This is a genomic window from Aliivibrio sp. A6 (genome assembly GCF_028765505.1).
Classification (GTDB): domain Bacteria; phylum Pseudomonadota; class Gammaproteobacteria; order Enterobacterales; family Vibrionaceae; genus Aliivibrio; species Aliivibrio finisterrensis_A.
Window position 1 is genome coordinate 1 of sequence record NZ_JARACR010000015.1, and the last position, 16,049, is coordinate 16,049.

The 16,049-nt window shown below is 39.1% G+C and carries 12 protein-coding genes and 5 tRNA genes; 5 read left to right on the forward strand and 12 right to left on the reverse strand.

Going from position 1 to position 16,049, the window contains the following annotated elements:
- Window positions 1–80 precede the first annotated feature (80 nt).
- Window positions 81–563 (forward strand): GNAT family N-acetyltransferase, encoded by a 483-nt coding sequence (locus PVK70_RS10295; protein WP_130047391.1) that lies wholly within the window; start codon window positions 81–83, stop codon window positions 561–563.
- A gap of 64 nt (window positions 564–627) precedes the next feature.
- On the opposite strand, the gene PVK70_RS10300 is transcribed toward PVK70_RS10295, so the two are convergent.
- Entirely contained in the window at window positions 628–1,419 is a 792-nt protein-coding gene (locus PVK70_RS10300; RefSeq protein ID WP_130047392.1) for an MBL fold metallo-hydrolase, read from the reverse strand.
- 112 nt (window positions 1,420–1,531) lie between these two features.
- Here PVK70_RS10300 and PVK70_RS10305 point away from each other — a divergent pair, with 112 nt between their 5' ends.
- Window positions 1,532–2,497: a GlxA family transcriptional regulator gene (locus PVK70_RS10305; RefSeq protein ID WP_130047393.1), complete on the forward strand. Its 966-nt coding sequence runs from the start codon at window positions 1,532–1,534 to the stop codon at window positions 2,495–2,497.
- A 175-nt stretch (window positions 2,498–2,672) separates the two neighbouring features.
- Here PVK70_RS10305 and PVK70_RS10310 read toward each other — a convergent pair.
- The 8 genes from PVK70_RS10310 to PVK70_RS10345 all read right to left on the reverse strand — a co-directional run bounded on the left by PVK70_RS10310 (window position 2,673) and on the right by PVK70_RS10345 (window position 7,049).
- Window positions 2,673–2,763, reverse strand: a tRNA-Ser gene (locus PVK70_RS10310).
- Between the two features lie 121 nt (window positions 2,764–2,884).
- Window positions 2,885–3,592: a carbonic anhydrase gene (locus tag PVK70_RS10315; protein ID WP_130047394.1), complete on the reverse strand. Its 708-nt coding sequence runs from the start codon at window positions 3,590–3,592 to the stop codon at window positions 2,885–2,887.
- A 327-nt stretch (window positions 3,593–3,919) separates the two neighbouring features.
- Window positions 3,920–3,996 (reverse strand) — tRNA-Asp (locus PVK70_RS10320).
- Between the two features lie 38 nt (window positions 3,997–4,034).
- Window positions 4,035–4,125, reverse strand: a tRNA-Ser gene (locus tag PVK70_RS10325).
- 456 nt (window positions 4,126–4,581) lie between these two features.
- Window positions 4,582–4,658, reverse strand: a tRNA-Asp gene (locus tag PVK70_RS10330).
- A 38-nt stretch (window positions 4,659–4,696) separates the two neighbouring features.
- Window positions 4,697–4,787: transfer RNA gene (locus PVK70_RS10335), tRNA-Ser, on the reverse strand.
- 203 nt (window positions 4,788–4,990) lie between these two features.
- A complete protein-coding gene (locus PVK70_RS10340) occupies window positions 4,991–6,799 on the reverse strand; it encodes a DUF3413 domain-containing protein (RefSeq protein WP_130047395.1) in 1,809 nt (602 codons plus the stop codon).
- A 19-nt stretch (window positions 6,800–6,818) separates the two neighbouring features.
- Window positions 6,819–7,049, reverse strand: coding sequence for a YejL family protein (locus PVK70_RS10345; RefSeq protein ID WP_130046040.1), 231 nt, complete (start codon window positions 7,047–7,049; stop codon window positions 6,819–6,821).
- Between the two features lie 76 nt (window positions 7,050–7,125).
- On the opposite strand from PVK70_RS10345, the gene yejK reads away from it, so the two are divergent.
- Complete coding sequence (gene yejK, locus PVK70_RS10350) at window positions 7,126–8,142, forward strand: nucleoid-associated protein YejK (RefSeq protein ID WP_165367181.1); 1,017 nt, start codon at window positions 7,126–7,128, stop codon at window positions 8,140–8,142.
- A gap of 143 nt (window positions 8,143–8,285) precedes the next feature.
- On the forward strand, window positions 8,286–9,491 hold the full coding sequence (locus PVK70_RS10355) for a chemotaxis protein (protein WP_130047397.1): 1,206 nt from the start codon (window positions 8,286–8,288) through the stop codon (window positions 9,489–9,491).
- Window positions 9,492–9,609: 118 nt separating this feature from the next.
- On the opposite strand, the gene nhaC is transcribed toward PVK70_RS10355, so the two are convergent.
- Entirely contained in the window at window positions 9,610–11,046 is a 1,437-nt protein-coding gene (gene nhaC, locus PVK70_RS10360) for a Na+/H+ antiporter NhaC (protein ID WP_130047398.1), read from the reverse strand.
- Window positions 11,047–11,669: 623 nt separating this feature from the next.
- On the opposite strand from nhaC, the gene asd reads away from it, so the two are divergent.
- Window positions 11,670–12,785, forward strand: a complete 1,116-nt coding sequence (asd, locus tag PVK70_RS10365) for an aspartate-semialdehyde dehydrogenase (protein ID WP_130047399.1) — start codon at window positions 11,670–11,672, stop codon at window positions 12,783–12,785.
- A gap of 109 nt (window positions 12,786–12,894) precedes the next feature.
- Here the strand turns inward: asd and ansA are convergent, their stop codons facing one another.
- Together ansA and sppA are read right to left on the reverse strand one after the other, a co-directional pair.
- Window positions 12,895–13,908: an asparaginase gene (gene ansA, locus PVK70_RS10370; protein ID WP_130046044.1), complete on the reverse strand. Its 1,014-nt coding sequence runs from the start codon at window positions 13,906–13,908 to the stop codon at window positions 12,895–12,897.
- A gap of 92 nt (window positions 13,909–14,000) precedes the next feature.
- Window positions 14,001–15,857: a signal peptide peptidase SppA gene (gene sppA / locus PVK70_RS10375; RefSeq protein ID WP_130066377.1), complete on the reverse strand. Its 1,857-nt coding sequence runs from the start codon at window positions 15,855–15,857 to the stop codon at window positions 14,001–14,003.
- Between the last annotated feature and the right edge of the window lie 192 nt (window positions 15,858–16,049).

Sequence of the window (16,049 nt, forward strand, 5' to 3'; positions counted from 1 at the left end):
TACTTTGTGGGGAGTGCCGCAATTAGGTATTTATATTTTTCTATAATGAAGAGAGAGAAAGATTAGTGGAGATAAAAGATATGGAATATCGAATTGTTCCAATTAGCAGTGAACACGATAATGATATTTGCTACATCATAAAGAACGTTGGGGTTGAGTTTGGGGCTGTAGGTGAAGGTTTTGGCCCATCAGATGACGAAGTGCTAGAGATGAGTAAGTTCTACAATCCGGCATTTAAAAGTAAATACCTTATTTTATTGCTCAATGGTCGAGTGGTTGGTGGCTGTGGTTTAGCTCCGTTCAATGGTAGCGATACTGTGTGTGAATTGCGTAAACTGTTTTTATTGCCAGAGGCGCGAGGTAGAGGGTTTGGTAAAACTATTGCACAAAAGGTACTCAAGAATGCGGTTAATTTTGGTTACACTCAATGCTACTTGGATACATTATCAAGTATGAAATCAGCCATTCACTTATATGAAGAATTAGGTTTTAGTCATTTATCAAAACCATTTGATGGCACTGTTCATAATGGCTGTGATGTGTGGATGATGAAGGATTTATGAATCAAAGCGAAGATACAAAAATATTAAGGCACGACGGTATAATTTCATCGTGCCTCTAAGGCATCTAAAACGTTAAAGTCTCACCATCAGCAGGAATAAGAACTTTATCTGATAAGCCATTTTTATCAATCGATTCTTTTATAATTGGTCTAGTCACTGCACAGTGATTTAATGCCTCCATATGGTTCACAATTACCTTATTTGGAGACAGGCGAATAAACTCCATGACCTCATCAGTAGACATCAATAGTGGCTGACCTACATCCATACGAGCACGACCTGCCGCCACTACTGTTATATCGGGTTTTAACTCATTCAATGCGCGTCTTACATGTTCAGTTAGAACCGTATCACCGCTAATATAGATAGTGGGTTCATTGGGAAGCTGCAAGAAAAAGCCAACACCATTTGCCATTACTTTATGAATCCAACCATGACCGTGCTGAGCAGGAACTGCTGTTAGTTTTCCATCCAGAAAGTCGATAGTTTGCCAGTCTTCAATTCCCCAATTTACGGTTAAGCCGTATTTCTCTAAGTAGGCCTTATCTTTGGCTGGTGTCGCTACAGGAATATTACGACTTGTTAAAAACGCCTCACCAGCAGGATCTAGGTGATCACCATGCTGCAACGCCTTAATACCAAAAGTTTGGCTGTGAGTGATTAGAGTATGAGTGACTTTACTTAGTAACTCATCGGCATTACTTGGCATCTCAACGGTTGGGTTTTTCGCTGCCTTGGCTTTAATTACTGAGAATGGAGGCATAGAACCTTTTTTACCCAACATAGGATCAATGAGGATAAATTTATCTCCAGATTCAATAATAAATGTAGCACTTCGTAGGTGATGGATTTTCATAATATCTCTCTCAATACACTAACAGTTCATGTTTCTGTATGGCTAGTATGCAATGTTCAGTATTTGTGTAACACTGTCTCGAAAGTCATTATTCACGCAAATCGAGCCAATTATGTCTAAATCCGACGATCTTATTAAAATTACTTTGGTTGCCTTTGAGGGGATAAGTGCTTTTCATCTTTCTATACCCTGTATGGTCTTTCAAGATATCTTTGTTGGACAGCCTCCTCGGTTTGATTTGAATATTTGTAACGAAAATGGCTCGCAGTTTGAAACTAGCTCTGGCTTTGGTGTTGTGATTGATAGAGATCTTAGTGCCATCGAAGAAGCAGATATTGTGATTATACCAAGTTGGCCGAATGAGCTACCAGAACCGAGCGGACAACTTCTTGTAGCACTACAAAAGCATCATGCGAAAAATAAGCTACTGGTAGGGCTCTGTCTTGGCTCTTATGTGCTTGCGTGTGCTGGAGTCTTAAATAGAAAACGGGCCACAACGCACTGGGCGTTTTCTGAGCAATTTCAGAAGCGATTTCCTAAGATCGAGTTTGATCCAAATCCTCTTTTTATTGAACATGAAACTGTTATCACCTCAGCAGGAGTAGCTGCCTCACTCGATTGCTGCCTACATATAGTGCGCCGCTTGTGTGGTAGCGAGCTTGCTAATGATCTTGCACGTAAGATGGTTACAGCTCCATTTAGAACTGGGGGGCAGCAGCAGTACATTCCTGCGCCGATTAGTGCAAAACCACTCACAGAAACAAGTCTTAGTCTTGTTATTGAGCAGGTAGAGCAAAACCTTAATTTGTCACATTCATTAGATGAAGTAGCTAAGCGCTGCGCAATGAGCAAGCGCACCTTTACACGACAGTTTAAAGCTTCCTATGGCTGTACATTTGGTGAATGGTTACAAAATCAACGCTTAGTTCTTAGCCAACGTTTGTTAGAAACAACTCAGTTCTCTATTTCTCAAGTTGCCGAACAAGCAGGGTTTGGTTCTGACAGTGTGTTCAGAAAGCACTTTAAAAATGCTTTTCATGTTTCGCCGATTCTGTGGCGCGCTTCATTCAAGCAATAGTATTCTATTCACTGGTGGCAGGTCTCGTTCACGTAAGATAGTTGGAATGGGAGAACGGTGGTAGTAGGCACTCGGTGGGAGTTTTAACAGATATATATCAGCTTTTTGGATTAGGTGACTTTTCTTATGCGTCAGATACAAAAAAGCCCCAGCATTTCTGCTAGGGCTTTGAATGTGGTGGAGGGATAGGGATTTGAACCCTAGAACCGCTATTAACGGTTGCCGGTTTTCAAGACCGGTGCTTTCGACCACTCAGCCATCCCTCCGATGCCGCGTATAATAGGGGTAACCCTTCTACTTGTAAAGGATTCTTTCTAATATAAAAACCGTTTGCTCTAAATTTGATCATGTTGATGAAAGTTAGAGCAGAGCTGGCGGTGTAGCTGTTTATTTTAATACAGGGCGAGCGTTAATTGACTGAACTGGGCGATTATTGCCTTTGTATAACGTTCTAAATTGAGTCAGTTGCTCTGTTGATATAGTAATAGGTTTTTTCATTACGAACCATGTAACCCCTTCTGTACATGGTGGTGTTGTTAGCGAGCCATTAAACCAATAATAAGCTTGCTCATTTGGAAGTAGGTTTGCTAAATCAATTTGAGTTCCTAAATCCACTTCTCCCGACTTCGGCATTTTTGACCAAATTTTTGCCAATTCATGATTTGCTTTCCCTTCTTTAAACATTACCCCAACCACTGCGAGATTTCCGTTTTTATCAGAATGGACTAAATGCATTTCTAGTGGAAAAGAATGACCAGCAATGAGGTTTTCACTCGGGGCATGGAAATGCAACTGAAGAAGATTGAATGTTTTACCTTCCACTTCTATTGATTGTTTACCATCAAAATTCACTTGCACTGTATGCCCGTTATTGACAATGTTTTTCCCAGCTTGAGCATAGTTGAATAAGATAGGGCTTAATGTGCTTTCAATCGCACCAGTAATATCTATTGGAGATTGGTTAACACCAGTCTGACAGGTTCCATGCCAGTGCTCAGGAGCCGTTTTACCTGAGTAACTCCATTCAGAAGCCGATACAAAGCAGCTAGCAGATAAAGCGGTTAAAGCCGTTAACGTCGTAATGATCTTTTTCATGGAACTTGGGTCCTTATTATTTTATTAATGAAGAGACAGGCTAGTACAGATGATCATGAGATTAAAACGCTTTGAATTAAATTTAGACAGCTACTTCCATTTATATGAAACGGTTTGAAATTTTGTTTTATTTCTAAGGCACTATTGATAGGAATAGGTAATTTATCGAGTTGATTCAGAGACTAATTAGACTCTACCTGAATTTTGAAAAGTGATAGAGGGGTAGGATTTGAATTCTAGAGTTATTATCTTAATGAAATTTACTGGGATCTCATATTCAACAGATACAAAAAAGCCTCATCATTTCTGACAAGGCTTCGTTGATGTTGGCGGAGCGGACGGGACTCGAACCCGCGACCCCCGGCGTGACAGGCCGGTATTCTAACCAACTGAACTACCGCTCCAATTTTTAAAACTCAGACTCTATCTGAATTTTGAAAAGTGGTGGAGGGATAGGGATTTGAACCCTAGAACCGCTATTAACGGTTGCCGGTTTTCAAGACCGGTGCTTTCGACCACTCAGCCATCCCTCCAATGCCGAGCATAATATGCTGAACCACTTTTATTGTAAAGTACTAATTTTAAAAAAGATTCTGTTTGATTCAATTTTAAACAATTTGAGGACATTTAAAGCAATATTGAAGGCTTAGTTATTAAAATAAGTATACTTTAGCTAGATATAGGTAGAAATAATGGCGAGTAAATTAGATAACCCATAAAGGGTAATATCAATCTACATAAGTATTTGATCATTCTTGCTTGTTAAAATCGATTTTTCCTGCGCAATTATTTGAACAACTACTTATCCAGAATGGTATAACTGAACTACCGCTCCAATTTTTAAAACTCAGATTCTATTTGGATTTTGAAAAGTGGTGGAGGGATAAGGGTTTGAATTCTAGAGTTAGTCGTTTAATGAAATTTACTGGGATCTCATATTTAACAGATACAAAAAAGCCTCGTCATTTCTGACAAGGCTTCGTTGATGTTGGCGGAGCGGACGGGACTCGAACCCGCGACCCCCGGCGTGACAGGCCGGTATTCTAACCAACTGAACTACCGCTCCAATTTTTAAAACCCAGACTCTATCTGAATTTTCAAAAGTGGTGGAGGGATAGGGATTTGAACCCTAGAACCGCTATTAACGGTTGCCGGTTTTCAAGACCGGTGCTTTCGACCACTCAGCCATCCCTCCAGTGCGGTGAATAATAGTAATATCCTTACTTCTTGTAAAGGATAAAATTAAAAAAAACGACTGACTGCGTTATTTTTGTGCATTGTGCTTTGTTTTTAACTCATTAAGTTGTTTTTTCTATTTAAAACAGTGGGCATTAGACGTTGTTTTTCTTAAATGGTAGATATAAAAAATCCCTTTATGGGAAAGGGATTTTTTATTATTTATTTTTTAGGATGGTAAAACCGCTTCAGCTCTGAAATACCTTGCATGAGTAAGGAGAGTTTTGGTTTCTCATCTGTCAGGCGATTATAGTTTTCGTCATAGACTTTATAATTACCAAACGTATCGATAACGACAGTGTTTGTATCTGTTATTAAGGCGATATTCTTTCTGTCGCCAGCTAATAACCAATTACGCTCATTGTCTTGATTTAATAAATTTAAACCACTGCTGTAGCTCTCTGGTGATGTTGTTGTTTTTAAAAACGACTCCATCAATGTTGGCGCTAAATCTAAGTGACTTGAACGAGACATAATTAATTCAGGCTCAACGTTTGGCCAGTGAATTAACATAGGAACACGAAGCTGATATTGACTGAAGTTAGTGCTTGAGCCCCAGCTATTAGTATTTGTCTCATCAAATTCCATACCGTGATTTGATGTAATGATAACGATGGTCTTTTCCCAATCAGGAGATTGTTTTAATGCGCTCAATATTGTTTTAAGTTGCTGATCAGTTTTTTTAACCGCTTTACGGTAGTTAACTTCAAAAGCACTTTGATCTGAGTTTTCTGTTGAAATTGGGCTGGTCGCATCATATTCAGAGACTGACGTTAATTCTAAATAGCTAAACCATGGTTTATTAGGCGTTTGAGCTCTAAACCAATCATGCCACTGAGTAATAGCTTTGCTATCCGACATTTTTTCTTTAGGTTTGCCAATCTCACCTTTAGTAAAGATAATTTGTTGATAGATTGATGAAGTAAAATCATCACCACTGAACAAACCAAACTGATAATTACGTTTATGTAATTCCGTTAATATTGGCGATTCAATTTCTGAGTTTCTAAAGTTATCAACATAGTTACCAGGTAAACCATAAAATAAACCGAATAAACTGGTTGGGTTATTACTGGCACTGTAATGATTATTGAAATTCAGGTTATTCTGAGCAAAGCGAGTTAAGTTTGGTGTATCAGTATGATTTAGAGTGTCTGCACGGAGACTATCGATCATAATGATTTGTAAGTTATAACCTGTCTGTTTTGTTTTGAATCTAATTGGTTCAAGTGGGTAATGCATTGCTTCTTTTGCGCCGCCAGTTCCTTCTTCTTGAATTTGTTTTGCCAATGCATCGCGATCAATAAAACCGTGTTTTTCTAAAAACGAACGAGCGGTCATTGGATAAGAGAGTGGAAATGTCGCGCGTTGAGCCGTTACTGGTCCATAAGCTGAAGCATCAGCCCATGTATGAATTAAATGGCTACCAATAAACGCAACAGCAAAAGTGATCGCAAAAGGGCGACCAACATGTTTATGAGCAAGTTTACGTAATTTATTCCATACCCACTCTGAGAGAGAAAGTTGAAGTAGGAACATTACGGGAACCAAAATAAACAAATATTGCCATTGAGTGTTTAAATTTGATTTATCGTTGTTCAGAAGCATATCCCAAACCAATGGTGTGATATGCAAATGAAGGGTTTGATAAGCGTAAGTATCTAGCAACAGCAAGGTCATACCAGCAGTTGCTATAATGACACTTAAAATTCGCATTAAGCGTTGAGATGGCGTAATAAAGGTCAGAGGGAAGAGTACAAGAATGTAAAACCCAAAGACCAAAAAGCCAAAGTGACCTACCCAGTTTAATACCAGATAGGTCTGTCCAAGTAGCGTTTCAGGCCATGGTGATTGCGCGATATAACGAGTACCAATAAGCATTGCAGCAATGATATTGAAAAAGCTAAACCAGTGACCCCAAGTAATTAGCTTGGAGACTTTTTCGCCGTAGGTATTTCCGCTATCAACCATGGTAATTGAATTCTCGCTCTTAGTGAGTTTTTGGTGTATCTAATGAGCTAAGTAGTGCTTGAGCAAATTTTTCAGCGATGATTTTACGCTGTTCTGCAGGCACTTCTTGGTTTAGTACATTTGTAGCAATGTTACCAACCAACATTAGAGATAGATCCGCTGGTGCACGATGTTTATCAAGTACATCGACCATCTCTGTTAACATTTGTTCAATTTGTTTGTTGCTGTATTTCGAAGTATTAATAGCCATAAGTCTTTTCAGTTAATGATAGTGAAAGCGGCTTATGATAACCTACTATGTACGTCAACTAAAAACCTTTTCTATTATGAGTTTAACCCTTTCAAACGTAATTTTACATAAATTAGTAAAAAATGAGCAAGATGAACTCGAAGTTTGTCTACGAAATCAAACTCTTGAGAACGAAGAGTTCACTGAAGCATTAGTTTCTGAGTTGCATCGTGTCTTTAACTCTAAAGCAGGCAAAGGCTTTGGTGTATTTAAGACTGAGAGCGAGTTTGGGCATTGGCTAGGTTCTGTTCGTAAGAATGAAACGCCATTTTTAGAATTCAGTAATAAATCGGCAGAAAAATTAAAATCAGAGCTGATTAAATACCCATTTGCTGAAGAAGGTATTTTAGTGATTGCAGAGTATCAATCACTGGCAACAGAGTATCTATTTGTTGCGGTATTGCCATCAAACGAAAGTATGAAGGTAACGGAACAACTAGACATTAGTTCTACGGATTACCTCGATATCGCGAAAATGGATATTGCAGCGCGTATTGATTTATCAACGTGGGAAACTAATGCGGATTCAAATCGTTACCTGACGTTCATTAAAGGGCGTGTTGGGCGTAAAGTTTCTGATTTCTTCTTAGATTTTTTACAAGCTGATGTAGGTATGGATACTAAGGTTCAAAACCAAGTATTAATGCAAGCGGTTGAAGATTTCTGTGCTGACGAACGTTTAGAAAAAGACGAAAAACAACAATACCGTAAACAAGTTTATGATTACTGTAATGGTCAACTTCAAGCTGGAGAAGAGCTAACACTTAAAGAATTATCAGGCGAGTTACCAACGTCTGAATCAGGCTCTAACTTTTATCAGTTTGCGGAAGAGCAAGGGTATGAGCTTGAAGAGTCTTTCCCTGTTGATCGTACAGCAATGCGTAAATTAACGAAGTTTGTTGGTGCCGGTGGTGGTTTATCATTAAACTTTGACGCGATGTTACTGGGAGAGCGTGTTTTCTATGATCCAGAAACAGATACTTTGACCATTAAGGGCACGCCACCTAACTTAAAAGATCAATTAACACGACGTTTAGGTTCTTCTGAGTCATAACGAGTGATTATGTTGTCAAAGATAAATGCGCTGATTTAATCATAATTGGCGATTTGTTCTCAAATATTTGATAACTTGATTTTTGCAAAATGATACCCTATCTATCCTTTAATTATAAAATTTTGGTTTAGGTAGGGTTGTTCATGAAATACACCTCTCAGCTTTTTGCTTCTAAATTCTTTTCTATCGTTTTGTCCGTTTTGCTACTTAATGGGTGTTCTTTACTTGAGCTTAAAATAGAGTCTCAATCAGAACCGTTAACAACGGCAGAACTTAATACTCGTATTTTAACTCGTGAGTACAGCAAACACTTCTTTAGTGAAGTGGAATCAACTGCGGATCAAATATCAGCGACGTACCCTAAAGACGACACCTTACATCAATCGTATGTTTTGTTATGGAAAATCCATGCGGAAGAAGGGCTTCAACAAGCTGCATATCAAGTATCTCCAAAAATTGCGTTAATCGATACTTGGATCTTTGCTGCACAAATGGAACAATTCTTCTCACCAGAAGGAAAAGGTTCGGGTTTATTTGAGGGGGATGTGGATTTTCAAACAAGCCAATTATTGAACAATGACATAAAGAATATGGCAGAAAAGCTATTGCCGAGTTCAGAGTTTAGTGATGCTCAAGATTTTATTAAAGGGTTCGTTGCAGAGCACTCTTTTGATAGCTTAATGATGCGTAGAACACCCGCTTTAAAAGCATGGTTAGCACATCAAAATATCGATGAAACAGAAGCGGTAGCAACGTTAGGGACAATGCCAGAGGCATTAGGCGATGTGTCCGACCGTTTAGGTTTAGTTTCTGAGCAAACGCCAAAGATAATGACATGGAAAGCACAATTGATCGCCATGAATAGCAACGTAAATGCGAATGATATAAATAAAACGATGGAGAGTTTGCGTCATACCTCTGAGTCATTCCAAGACTTTGTGAAAAATAATCCTGAGTACATGCAAAATCTAGCACAACAAATGAGTATGCAATTACAACCACTGCTTGATGATTTGGATATGAAAACGGATGATAAATTAAATCAACTTAGTGCAGAGCGCGTCGCTTTAGAAATTATGGTCGCTCGTGAACGCCAAGAGCTCGTAAATATGGTTGAGAGAGAGCGTAAGGCTATTGCCATTATAGTGTCTCAAGAGCGTGAAAAATTCACTCAAGACCTAGATAAAGTATCACAAGATGTGCTGACATTGGCGGTAGATAAAGTGATTGATTTAATTAAAAGTACCATCATTTACTTTATCTTGTTTATCTTAGCGATTTTCTTTGCTCCTTTAGGCTTAGGTTACTTCTTAGGTAAACGAGCAGCTGTGAAAAAAACGGTTGTATAAATATTGTGATGGCAATAGTTAGAACATAAAAAAATAGACATAAAAAATGCCAGTGGTTGAGTCAACCGCTGGCATTTTTCTATTTAGATTACGCTATTTAAAGGTAGAGCAGTATGAATTACGCTGTTTTTGTTTCTACTGCAATCGCTTCGTTAGCATCTTCTGCTGTGATTGTTGGTTCACATTTATCAACAAACCAGCCCATGTAAGATGTCACAATCGTTACGATGATACATACGAAGCTTAACCACATGAATGGTGCGTAAGATAAGGTAGCAACGCCTAGGATACTCGCCATGTAAATACCGTTATCACTCCAAGGAACCATACCCGAGGTTAGCGTACCACCAAATTCTGCGTTACGAGAAAGGTTCTTACGTTTGTAGCCTAAACGGTCGTAGTTTTTCGCACAGATTTTTGGAGTAAGAATAAGTGATACATACATCGCAGAGCCAAAGATGTTACCAAAGAAAGCGGTAGCAATAGTACTTGTTGCTAGAGAGCCAGGGCCTTGAACGCGTTTTTCGAATAGTTTAGCAACCGTTTCTAGTACGCCAACTTTATCCAGCAAACCACCAAAACCTAAACCAAATACGATAACAGCTACAGAACCAAGCATTGAAGACATACCGCCACGATTTAAGATCGCGTCAATAAACTCAACACCTGATGAAATTGAGTACGAAGCCCAAGCTGTGTTAAATGCTGTTAAGAAGTCAATGTCTTGAACCATTACCGCCCAGATAATCCCCAGCAGTGAACCAAAGCTGATTACTGGGAAAGAAGGCATACGCATTGCCAGTAGGCCAAGAACAATAACCACAGGAACAAATGAGAATGGAGAAATAACAAATTGCTCTTCCATTGCTAAGATAACAGAATCAACTTGGCTCATGTCCACGTTACCAGCAAAGTGGAAACCGAATGCAGTAAACATAATACCTGTGATGATGTAGCTGATAAGAGCAACAGGCAGCATGCCTTTAATGTGCTCCATAACTTCAACGTTAGACATTGAAGAAGCAAGGATTACCGAATCTGAAAGCGGTGACATTTTATCACCGAAATAACAACCAGACAGAACCGCACCAGCAGTAATTGGTGCAGGAACACCAAGGCCTTGCCCAATCCCCATCATTGCAATACCAGCGGTACCTGCAGCACCCCAAGAGGTACCTGTAGCAAGAGCGGTTAATGAACAGATGATCATTGTTGCAAGAAGGAAGATTGATGGATGAATTGCTTTTAAACCATAATAAATAATGGTTGGAACAATACCGCCAGAAATCCAAGTACCTACTAAGGCACCTACAGCCAAGAGAATTAATACCGCTCCTAGTCCATTGGAGATGCCGTTTAGGGCTGCTTTTTCTAAAGATTTGTAATCATGACCCAACTTAATACCTAAAGTAATAATAATGAACCAGCCTATGTAAAGAGCTAGTTGGATAGGTAGATCAAGTTGTGCCGTGAAAGAAAAGGCAAGTAGTAGAAATAGCCCTAAAGATATAATTACCTGCGTCAGCGAAGGTAACTTTGTCGTTGCTTGCTTCATGTAAAAAGCCTCTTTTTTGTATGTATGAATAATATTCATACGATAAGGGATTGTGTTTTCTAAACGAGATGCACTTTACCTTATGATCAACAAGAGGTCGATTAACTCTAGTTGATTTGTGATTCTTATCTCTAGCTGTGTTACTGGACTAGGTTTAAGGTAATTAAATGGTTAAATTTACGTTTTAATTTATCATTGTATTTATTTCCAATCAATTAAATGTTTTTATTTTGTATTATAAATTTAGCGTATGTACTGATTTGATTGGAGGTATTTAACTTAAATGCAGGGTAATCGTTTGCATAATGGTTAATTTATGAAATTTTGTGAAGTGTAACGCAATGTAAATATTATTAATTATTGGTTTATAAGGTATTAGATTGCTAAGTTAGCTCAAGTGGCTAAAAGTATTATTTATGTTAAGTTTTAATTTGATGACTAGAGAAGTTAATTTTATATATGCTGTTTTTTTGCGCTTTTATCTTGAAGGATAAATTAAAATGTAAATAAAATTTTCAGCGTAAAATGGAGAGAGTAAGGCAAATAGTGCTTGAGATTTTCTTCTGTTCATCATATAGATGGAATAGAGACTTCATATTTTTAGTATTAACAGGGAGAGTACAATGAGAGTAGGTTTAGTCGGCTGGCGTGGAATGGTTGGTTCAGTTTTAATGCAACGTATGGTTGAAGAACGTGATTTTGACCATATTGAACCTGTATTTTACACCACATCACAAGTTGGTATCCCAGCACCAAACCTTGGAAAGGACGCCGGTTTATTACAAGATGCATTTGATATTCAATCATTGTTAAAGTTGGATGCAATTATTACTTGTCAGGGTGGAAGTTACACAGAGAAAGTGTATCCAGCACTTCGCCAAGCGGGTTGGAAAGGGTATTGGATTGATGCCGCTTCTACACTGCGTATGAAAGATGATGCAATTATTACACTTGATCCGGTTAACTTTGAGCAAATTCAGCAAGGCATTCATGCTGGCACAAATACTTATGTTGGTGGTAACTGTACAGTAAGCTTAATGTTAATGGGTCTTGGTGGCTTATATAAAGCGGGTTTAGTTGAGTGGGTGAGTGCAATGACGTATCAAGCAGCCTCTGGTGCTGGTGCGAAGAATATGCGTGAACTGATTTCTCAAATGGGTGTAGTGAATGATTGTGTCACGTCTGAATTGGCAAACCCTTCTAGCTCTATTTTAGATATTGATAGAAAAGTAGCAGAGACAATTCGTTCTGATTCTTTCCCAACATCAGAGTTTGGGGCTCCATTGGCTGGTTCACTGATCCCTTGGATCGATGTGAAGCGTGAAAATGGTCAAAGCAAAGAAGAATGGAAAGCAACGGTTGAAACGAACAAGATCCTAGGTCTACAAGATTCACCTATTGCGATTGATGGTACTTGTGTGCGTATTGGTGCAATGCGTTGTCACTCGCAAGCATTAACGATTAAGCTGAAACAAGATGTGCCAATGGATGAGATTGAAGAGATCATCGCTACCCACAATGATTGGGTTAAAGTTATTCCAAATGAGCGTGATATTACCGCACAAGAGCTAACGCCAGCAAAAGTGACAGGTACGCTATCTGTTCCTGTTGGTCGTTTACGTAAAATGTCGATGGGTAACGATTTCTTAAATGCCTTTACGGTTGGTGACCAATTACTGTGGGGTGCCGCAGAGCCACTTCGTCGTACATTACGTATAATTCTTAACGAAAAGAAATAGCGTTAATTGCATTCGTTAGTTAATTACATTAGTTAATAGAACAAAAAAGGCTTCCCATGAGAATATCAGGGAAGCCTTTTTATTAGAATCAATCATTGTTACTAGAAGATCAGTGAGTTAACTCACCACGTAAATTTTGCTGCATCATGGTACGCATGGTCTCATAAGGCAGATCTTTACTTAAAATATAATGCAGCTTCGCTAAAGCCGCTTCTGGAGTCATATCATAACCACTGATAACGCCCGCTTCAGCCAATGCACAGCCTGTTGCATACCCTCCCATGTTTACCTTTCCTGATAGACATTGAGTTAAATTAACAACCACAACACCACGCTCAGAAGCCTCTTTTAATTGCGCAAGAAGCTCTGGGTTTTGTGGTGCATTACCTACCCCAAAAGTCAGAAGGATCATGGCATTAACTGGCTGGCGTAATGTGTTTTTAATCACTTCCGCTGAAATTCCTGGATACATGGTTACTACACCAATAGGCTGTGGGGTAATGTCATTAACCGTGAATGCACCTTCAGGCTGTTTATTTATTTCGGCACCATTGATTTGAATATTAATGCCCGCTTCCAATAGTGGTGGCAGGTTTGGTGATGAAAAGGCATCAAAGCCATCAGCATGTGATTTTGTACTGCGGTTGCCACGAATTAACTTGTTATTAAAGAATAACGTCACTTCGTTGATAGGGTAGTTCGCCGCAATGTGTAAAGCGTTTAATAAGTTGCTTTGACCATCAGAGCGTAGCTCAGCAAGAGGAATTTGAGAGCCAGTAACGATAACTGGTTTACCAAGGTTCTCAAGCATAAATGACAGTGCTGAGGCAGTGTAGGCCATGGTATCCGTACCATGAAGAATCACAAATCCGTCGTATTTATCGTAGTTAGCACGAATATCATCTGCAATGCGTTGCCAATCTTCAGGCGTCATATCAGATGAGTCAATCAGTGGCTCATATTCGTGAATGGTGAAAATAGGCATTTCTGCACGATGGAACTCAGGCATTTGTTTTAATTGATGTTGCATGAATCCTGCAGCAGGAACATAGCCATGATCATCTGATTTTAACATGCCGATTGTGCCGCCAGTGTAGGCGATGTAAATGTGTTTTCTTTCCATAATAACAACGGTACAGAGTTATGGGAGGTGGTGCGATTATACTGTGCATTTGGCATAAAGAAAGCCCGACATGTGTCGGGCTCGTCATGCTTTTAAAGATTGCTACAGTTCAAACAGAAGAGATATTGCCCTTTTGGATCATTAAAGTTATTCAACATGTTGATGTCTGTTGCAACTTTGCTGATAGTCGGTTGCAATGCTTCAGGAGCAAGTGAAAATAATTCTGTCTTGATATTAGCGTTAAAGCTCATACTTAACTCTTCAAGGAATTGCTCCATTGGAGATAGCGGCTCTTTAACCCAGTAGAGGTTATATGACTCCATATTGGCTAATTGAGCTGCGGCTTGTACTGCATCATCAAAATCACCTAATTGATCAACTAAACCATGTTTTAGCGCATCTTTACCTGTCCAAACACGACCTTGGGCTACGTTATCAACCGCTTCTAAGGATAGATCACGATGATCACTCACCAGTTTAATAAAGCGGTGGTAGCCATGTTCGATACCTAACTGCATTACTTGAGCAACATCATCATTTAACGGGCGAGTTAAGCCAACGCCATTAAATGGAGAGGTTGATATCCCATCGCTGTGGATCCCCATCTTATTTAAGCCTTTTTCAAAGGTAGTTAAAATACCAAAGATACCAATTGAACCCGTAATCGTGGTTGGTTGAGCAATGATTTTATCAGCACTTGCAGAGATCCAATACCCGCCAGAGGCTGCAACACTCGACATCGAAATAACCACAGGTTTCCCTGCTTCTTTAAGGGCATCCACTTCATTGCGGATCACTTCAGAAGCAAAAGCACTACCACCAGGGCTATCAACACGAAGAACGACTGCTTTTACGTTGTCATCACCACGAGCCTGACGAAGTAGCGCTGCTGTCGAGTCACCACCAACAGTACCTTGGCGTTGCATGCCATCCATGATAGCTCCACTTGCGACAACAACCGCAATATCTTGAGCATTAGGAATGATCGCAGGGCGAACTTGCGGGCGATAATCGTAATAGCTGATCTGTTTAAAGCTGTCGTAGCCATTTGAACCAAATTGCTCAATGAGATCTTTACGAACTTCCTGTCGTGTAGCCAGTTTATCCACCAAACCGAGCTCTACTGTCATTTGTGATAAATCACCATTAACCGTCTTCAATTTTGCAATGAATTGCTCCATTGGCATGGTTAACGTTTTTGCATCAATTTGGCGGTTAGTAGCGACATCATCTAAATAGGCATCCCATAATTGAGTAAGCCATACTGATGTTGATTCTTTTGCAGCATCAGACATGTCATTTCTAAGATACGGTTCTACCGCCGATTTATAGGTGCCAACACGGAAAACATGAGTAGAGACATTCAGGTTTTCAAGTAGGTCTTTGTAGTACAGCGTATAAGCGCCGTAGCCACGTAATAGAACCGTACCATCAGGTGCCATGAAAACTTTATCAGCGTAACTTGCTAAATAGTATTGGCTTTGATTGTAGTAATCACCAATCGCATAAACCGGTTTACCTGCAGCTTTGAAGGTATTGATGGCTTTAGCGATATAACGGAGTTTAGTTAAGCTGGTTTCATTCATTTCTTTTAAATGAAGTACTAAGCCCGAAACATTGTCATCATGAGCCGCAAAGCGAATAGTATCGACAATATCAAATAAGACATTTTCTTGTGATTTTTGGCTGCCTAATAAATCAGAGGTAACACGCTCTAATGGCTCGCGAAATTTACTCTCTTCAACAATGGGACCTGATAAATTAAGGATTAACGCCTTCTTCTCAACTTGTTGAGTTTCAACGTTAGACTCATCACTGGCTAGGAAAGTGAAGGCAATCACTCCCACAAAAGCAAGAAAAAATAGGTTTAATACCAGTTGACGGGTAAAGGAAAGTAACTTCCATATGGCTTTAAAACATTTTCCTATGAAGTGGAATAACCCTTTCATATTGTTCCTTATTATTAGTTTGAACTCTATCACTATCCTACGCTAACTGAATCAGAAAGTAACTAGACTAAATTGTTTCAAATGAGAATTATTGCTATTAATAAATTAAAATAAAAACATTGATGGATGTTGCATATTTGTAAATACTTAATTGTAGCAGAAGCCTATAGCTACTATTCTGGTCAGACCACA

Excerpts from the sequence above, each read along its gene's own strand:
- PVK70_RS10315 (WP_130047394.1), bottom strand. The coding sequence starts at position 3,592 with ATGAAAAAGATCATTACGACGTTAACGGCTTTAACCGCTTTATCTGCT.
- asd (WP_130047399.1), top strand. The coding sequence starts at position 11,670 with ATGAGAGTAGGTTTAGTCGGCTGGCGTGGAATGGTTGGTTCAGTTTTA.
- PVK70_RS10300 (WP_130047392.1), bottom strand. The coding sequence starts at position 1,419 with ATGAAAATCCATCACCTACGAAGTGCTACATTTATTATTGAATCTGGA.
- yejK (WP_165367181.1), top strand. The coding sequence starts at position 7,126 with ATGAGTTTAACCCTTTCAAACGTAATTTTACATAAATTAGTAAAAAAT.
- nhaC (WP_130047398.1), bottom strand. The coding sequence starts at position 11,046 with ATGAAGCAAGCAACGACAAAGTTACCTTCGCTGACGCAGGTAATTATA.
- PVK70_RS10340 (WP_130047395.1), bottom strand. The coding sequence starts at position 6,799 with ATGGTTGATAGCGGAAATACCTACGGCGAAAAAGTCTCCAAGCTAATT.
- PVK70_RS10305 (WP_130047393.1), top strand. The coding sequence starts at position 1,532 with ATGTCTAAATCCGACGATCTTATTAAAATTACTTTGGTTGCCTTTGAG.
- sppA (WP_130066377.1), bottom strand. The coding sequence starts at position 15,857 with ATGAAAGGGTTATTCCACTTCATAGGAAAATGTTTTAAAGCCATATGG.
- PVK70_RS10355 (WP_130047397.1), top strand. The coding sequence starts at position 8,286 with ATGAAATACACCTCTCAGCTTTTTGCTTCTAAATTCTTTTCTATCGTT.
- PVK70_RS10295 (WP_130047391.1), top strand. The coding sequence starts at position 81 with ATGGAATATCGAATTGTTCCAATTAGCAGTGAACACGATAATGATATT.
- PVK70_RS10345 (WP_130046040.1), bottom strand. The coding sequence starts at position 7,049 with ATGGCTATTAATACTTCGAAATACAGCAACAAACAAATTGAACAAATG.
- ansA (WP_130046044.1), bottom strand. The coding sequence starts at position 13,908 with ATGGAAAGAAAACACATTTACATCGCCTACACTGGCGGCACAATCGGC.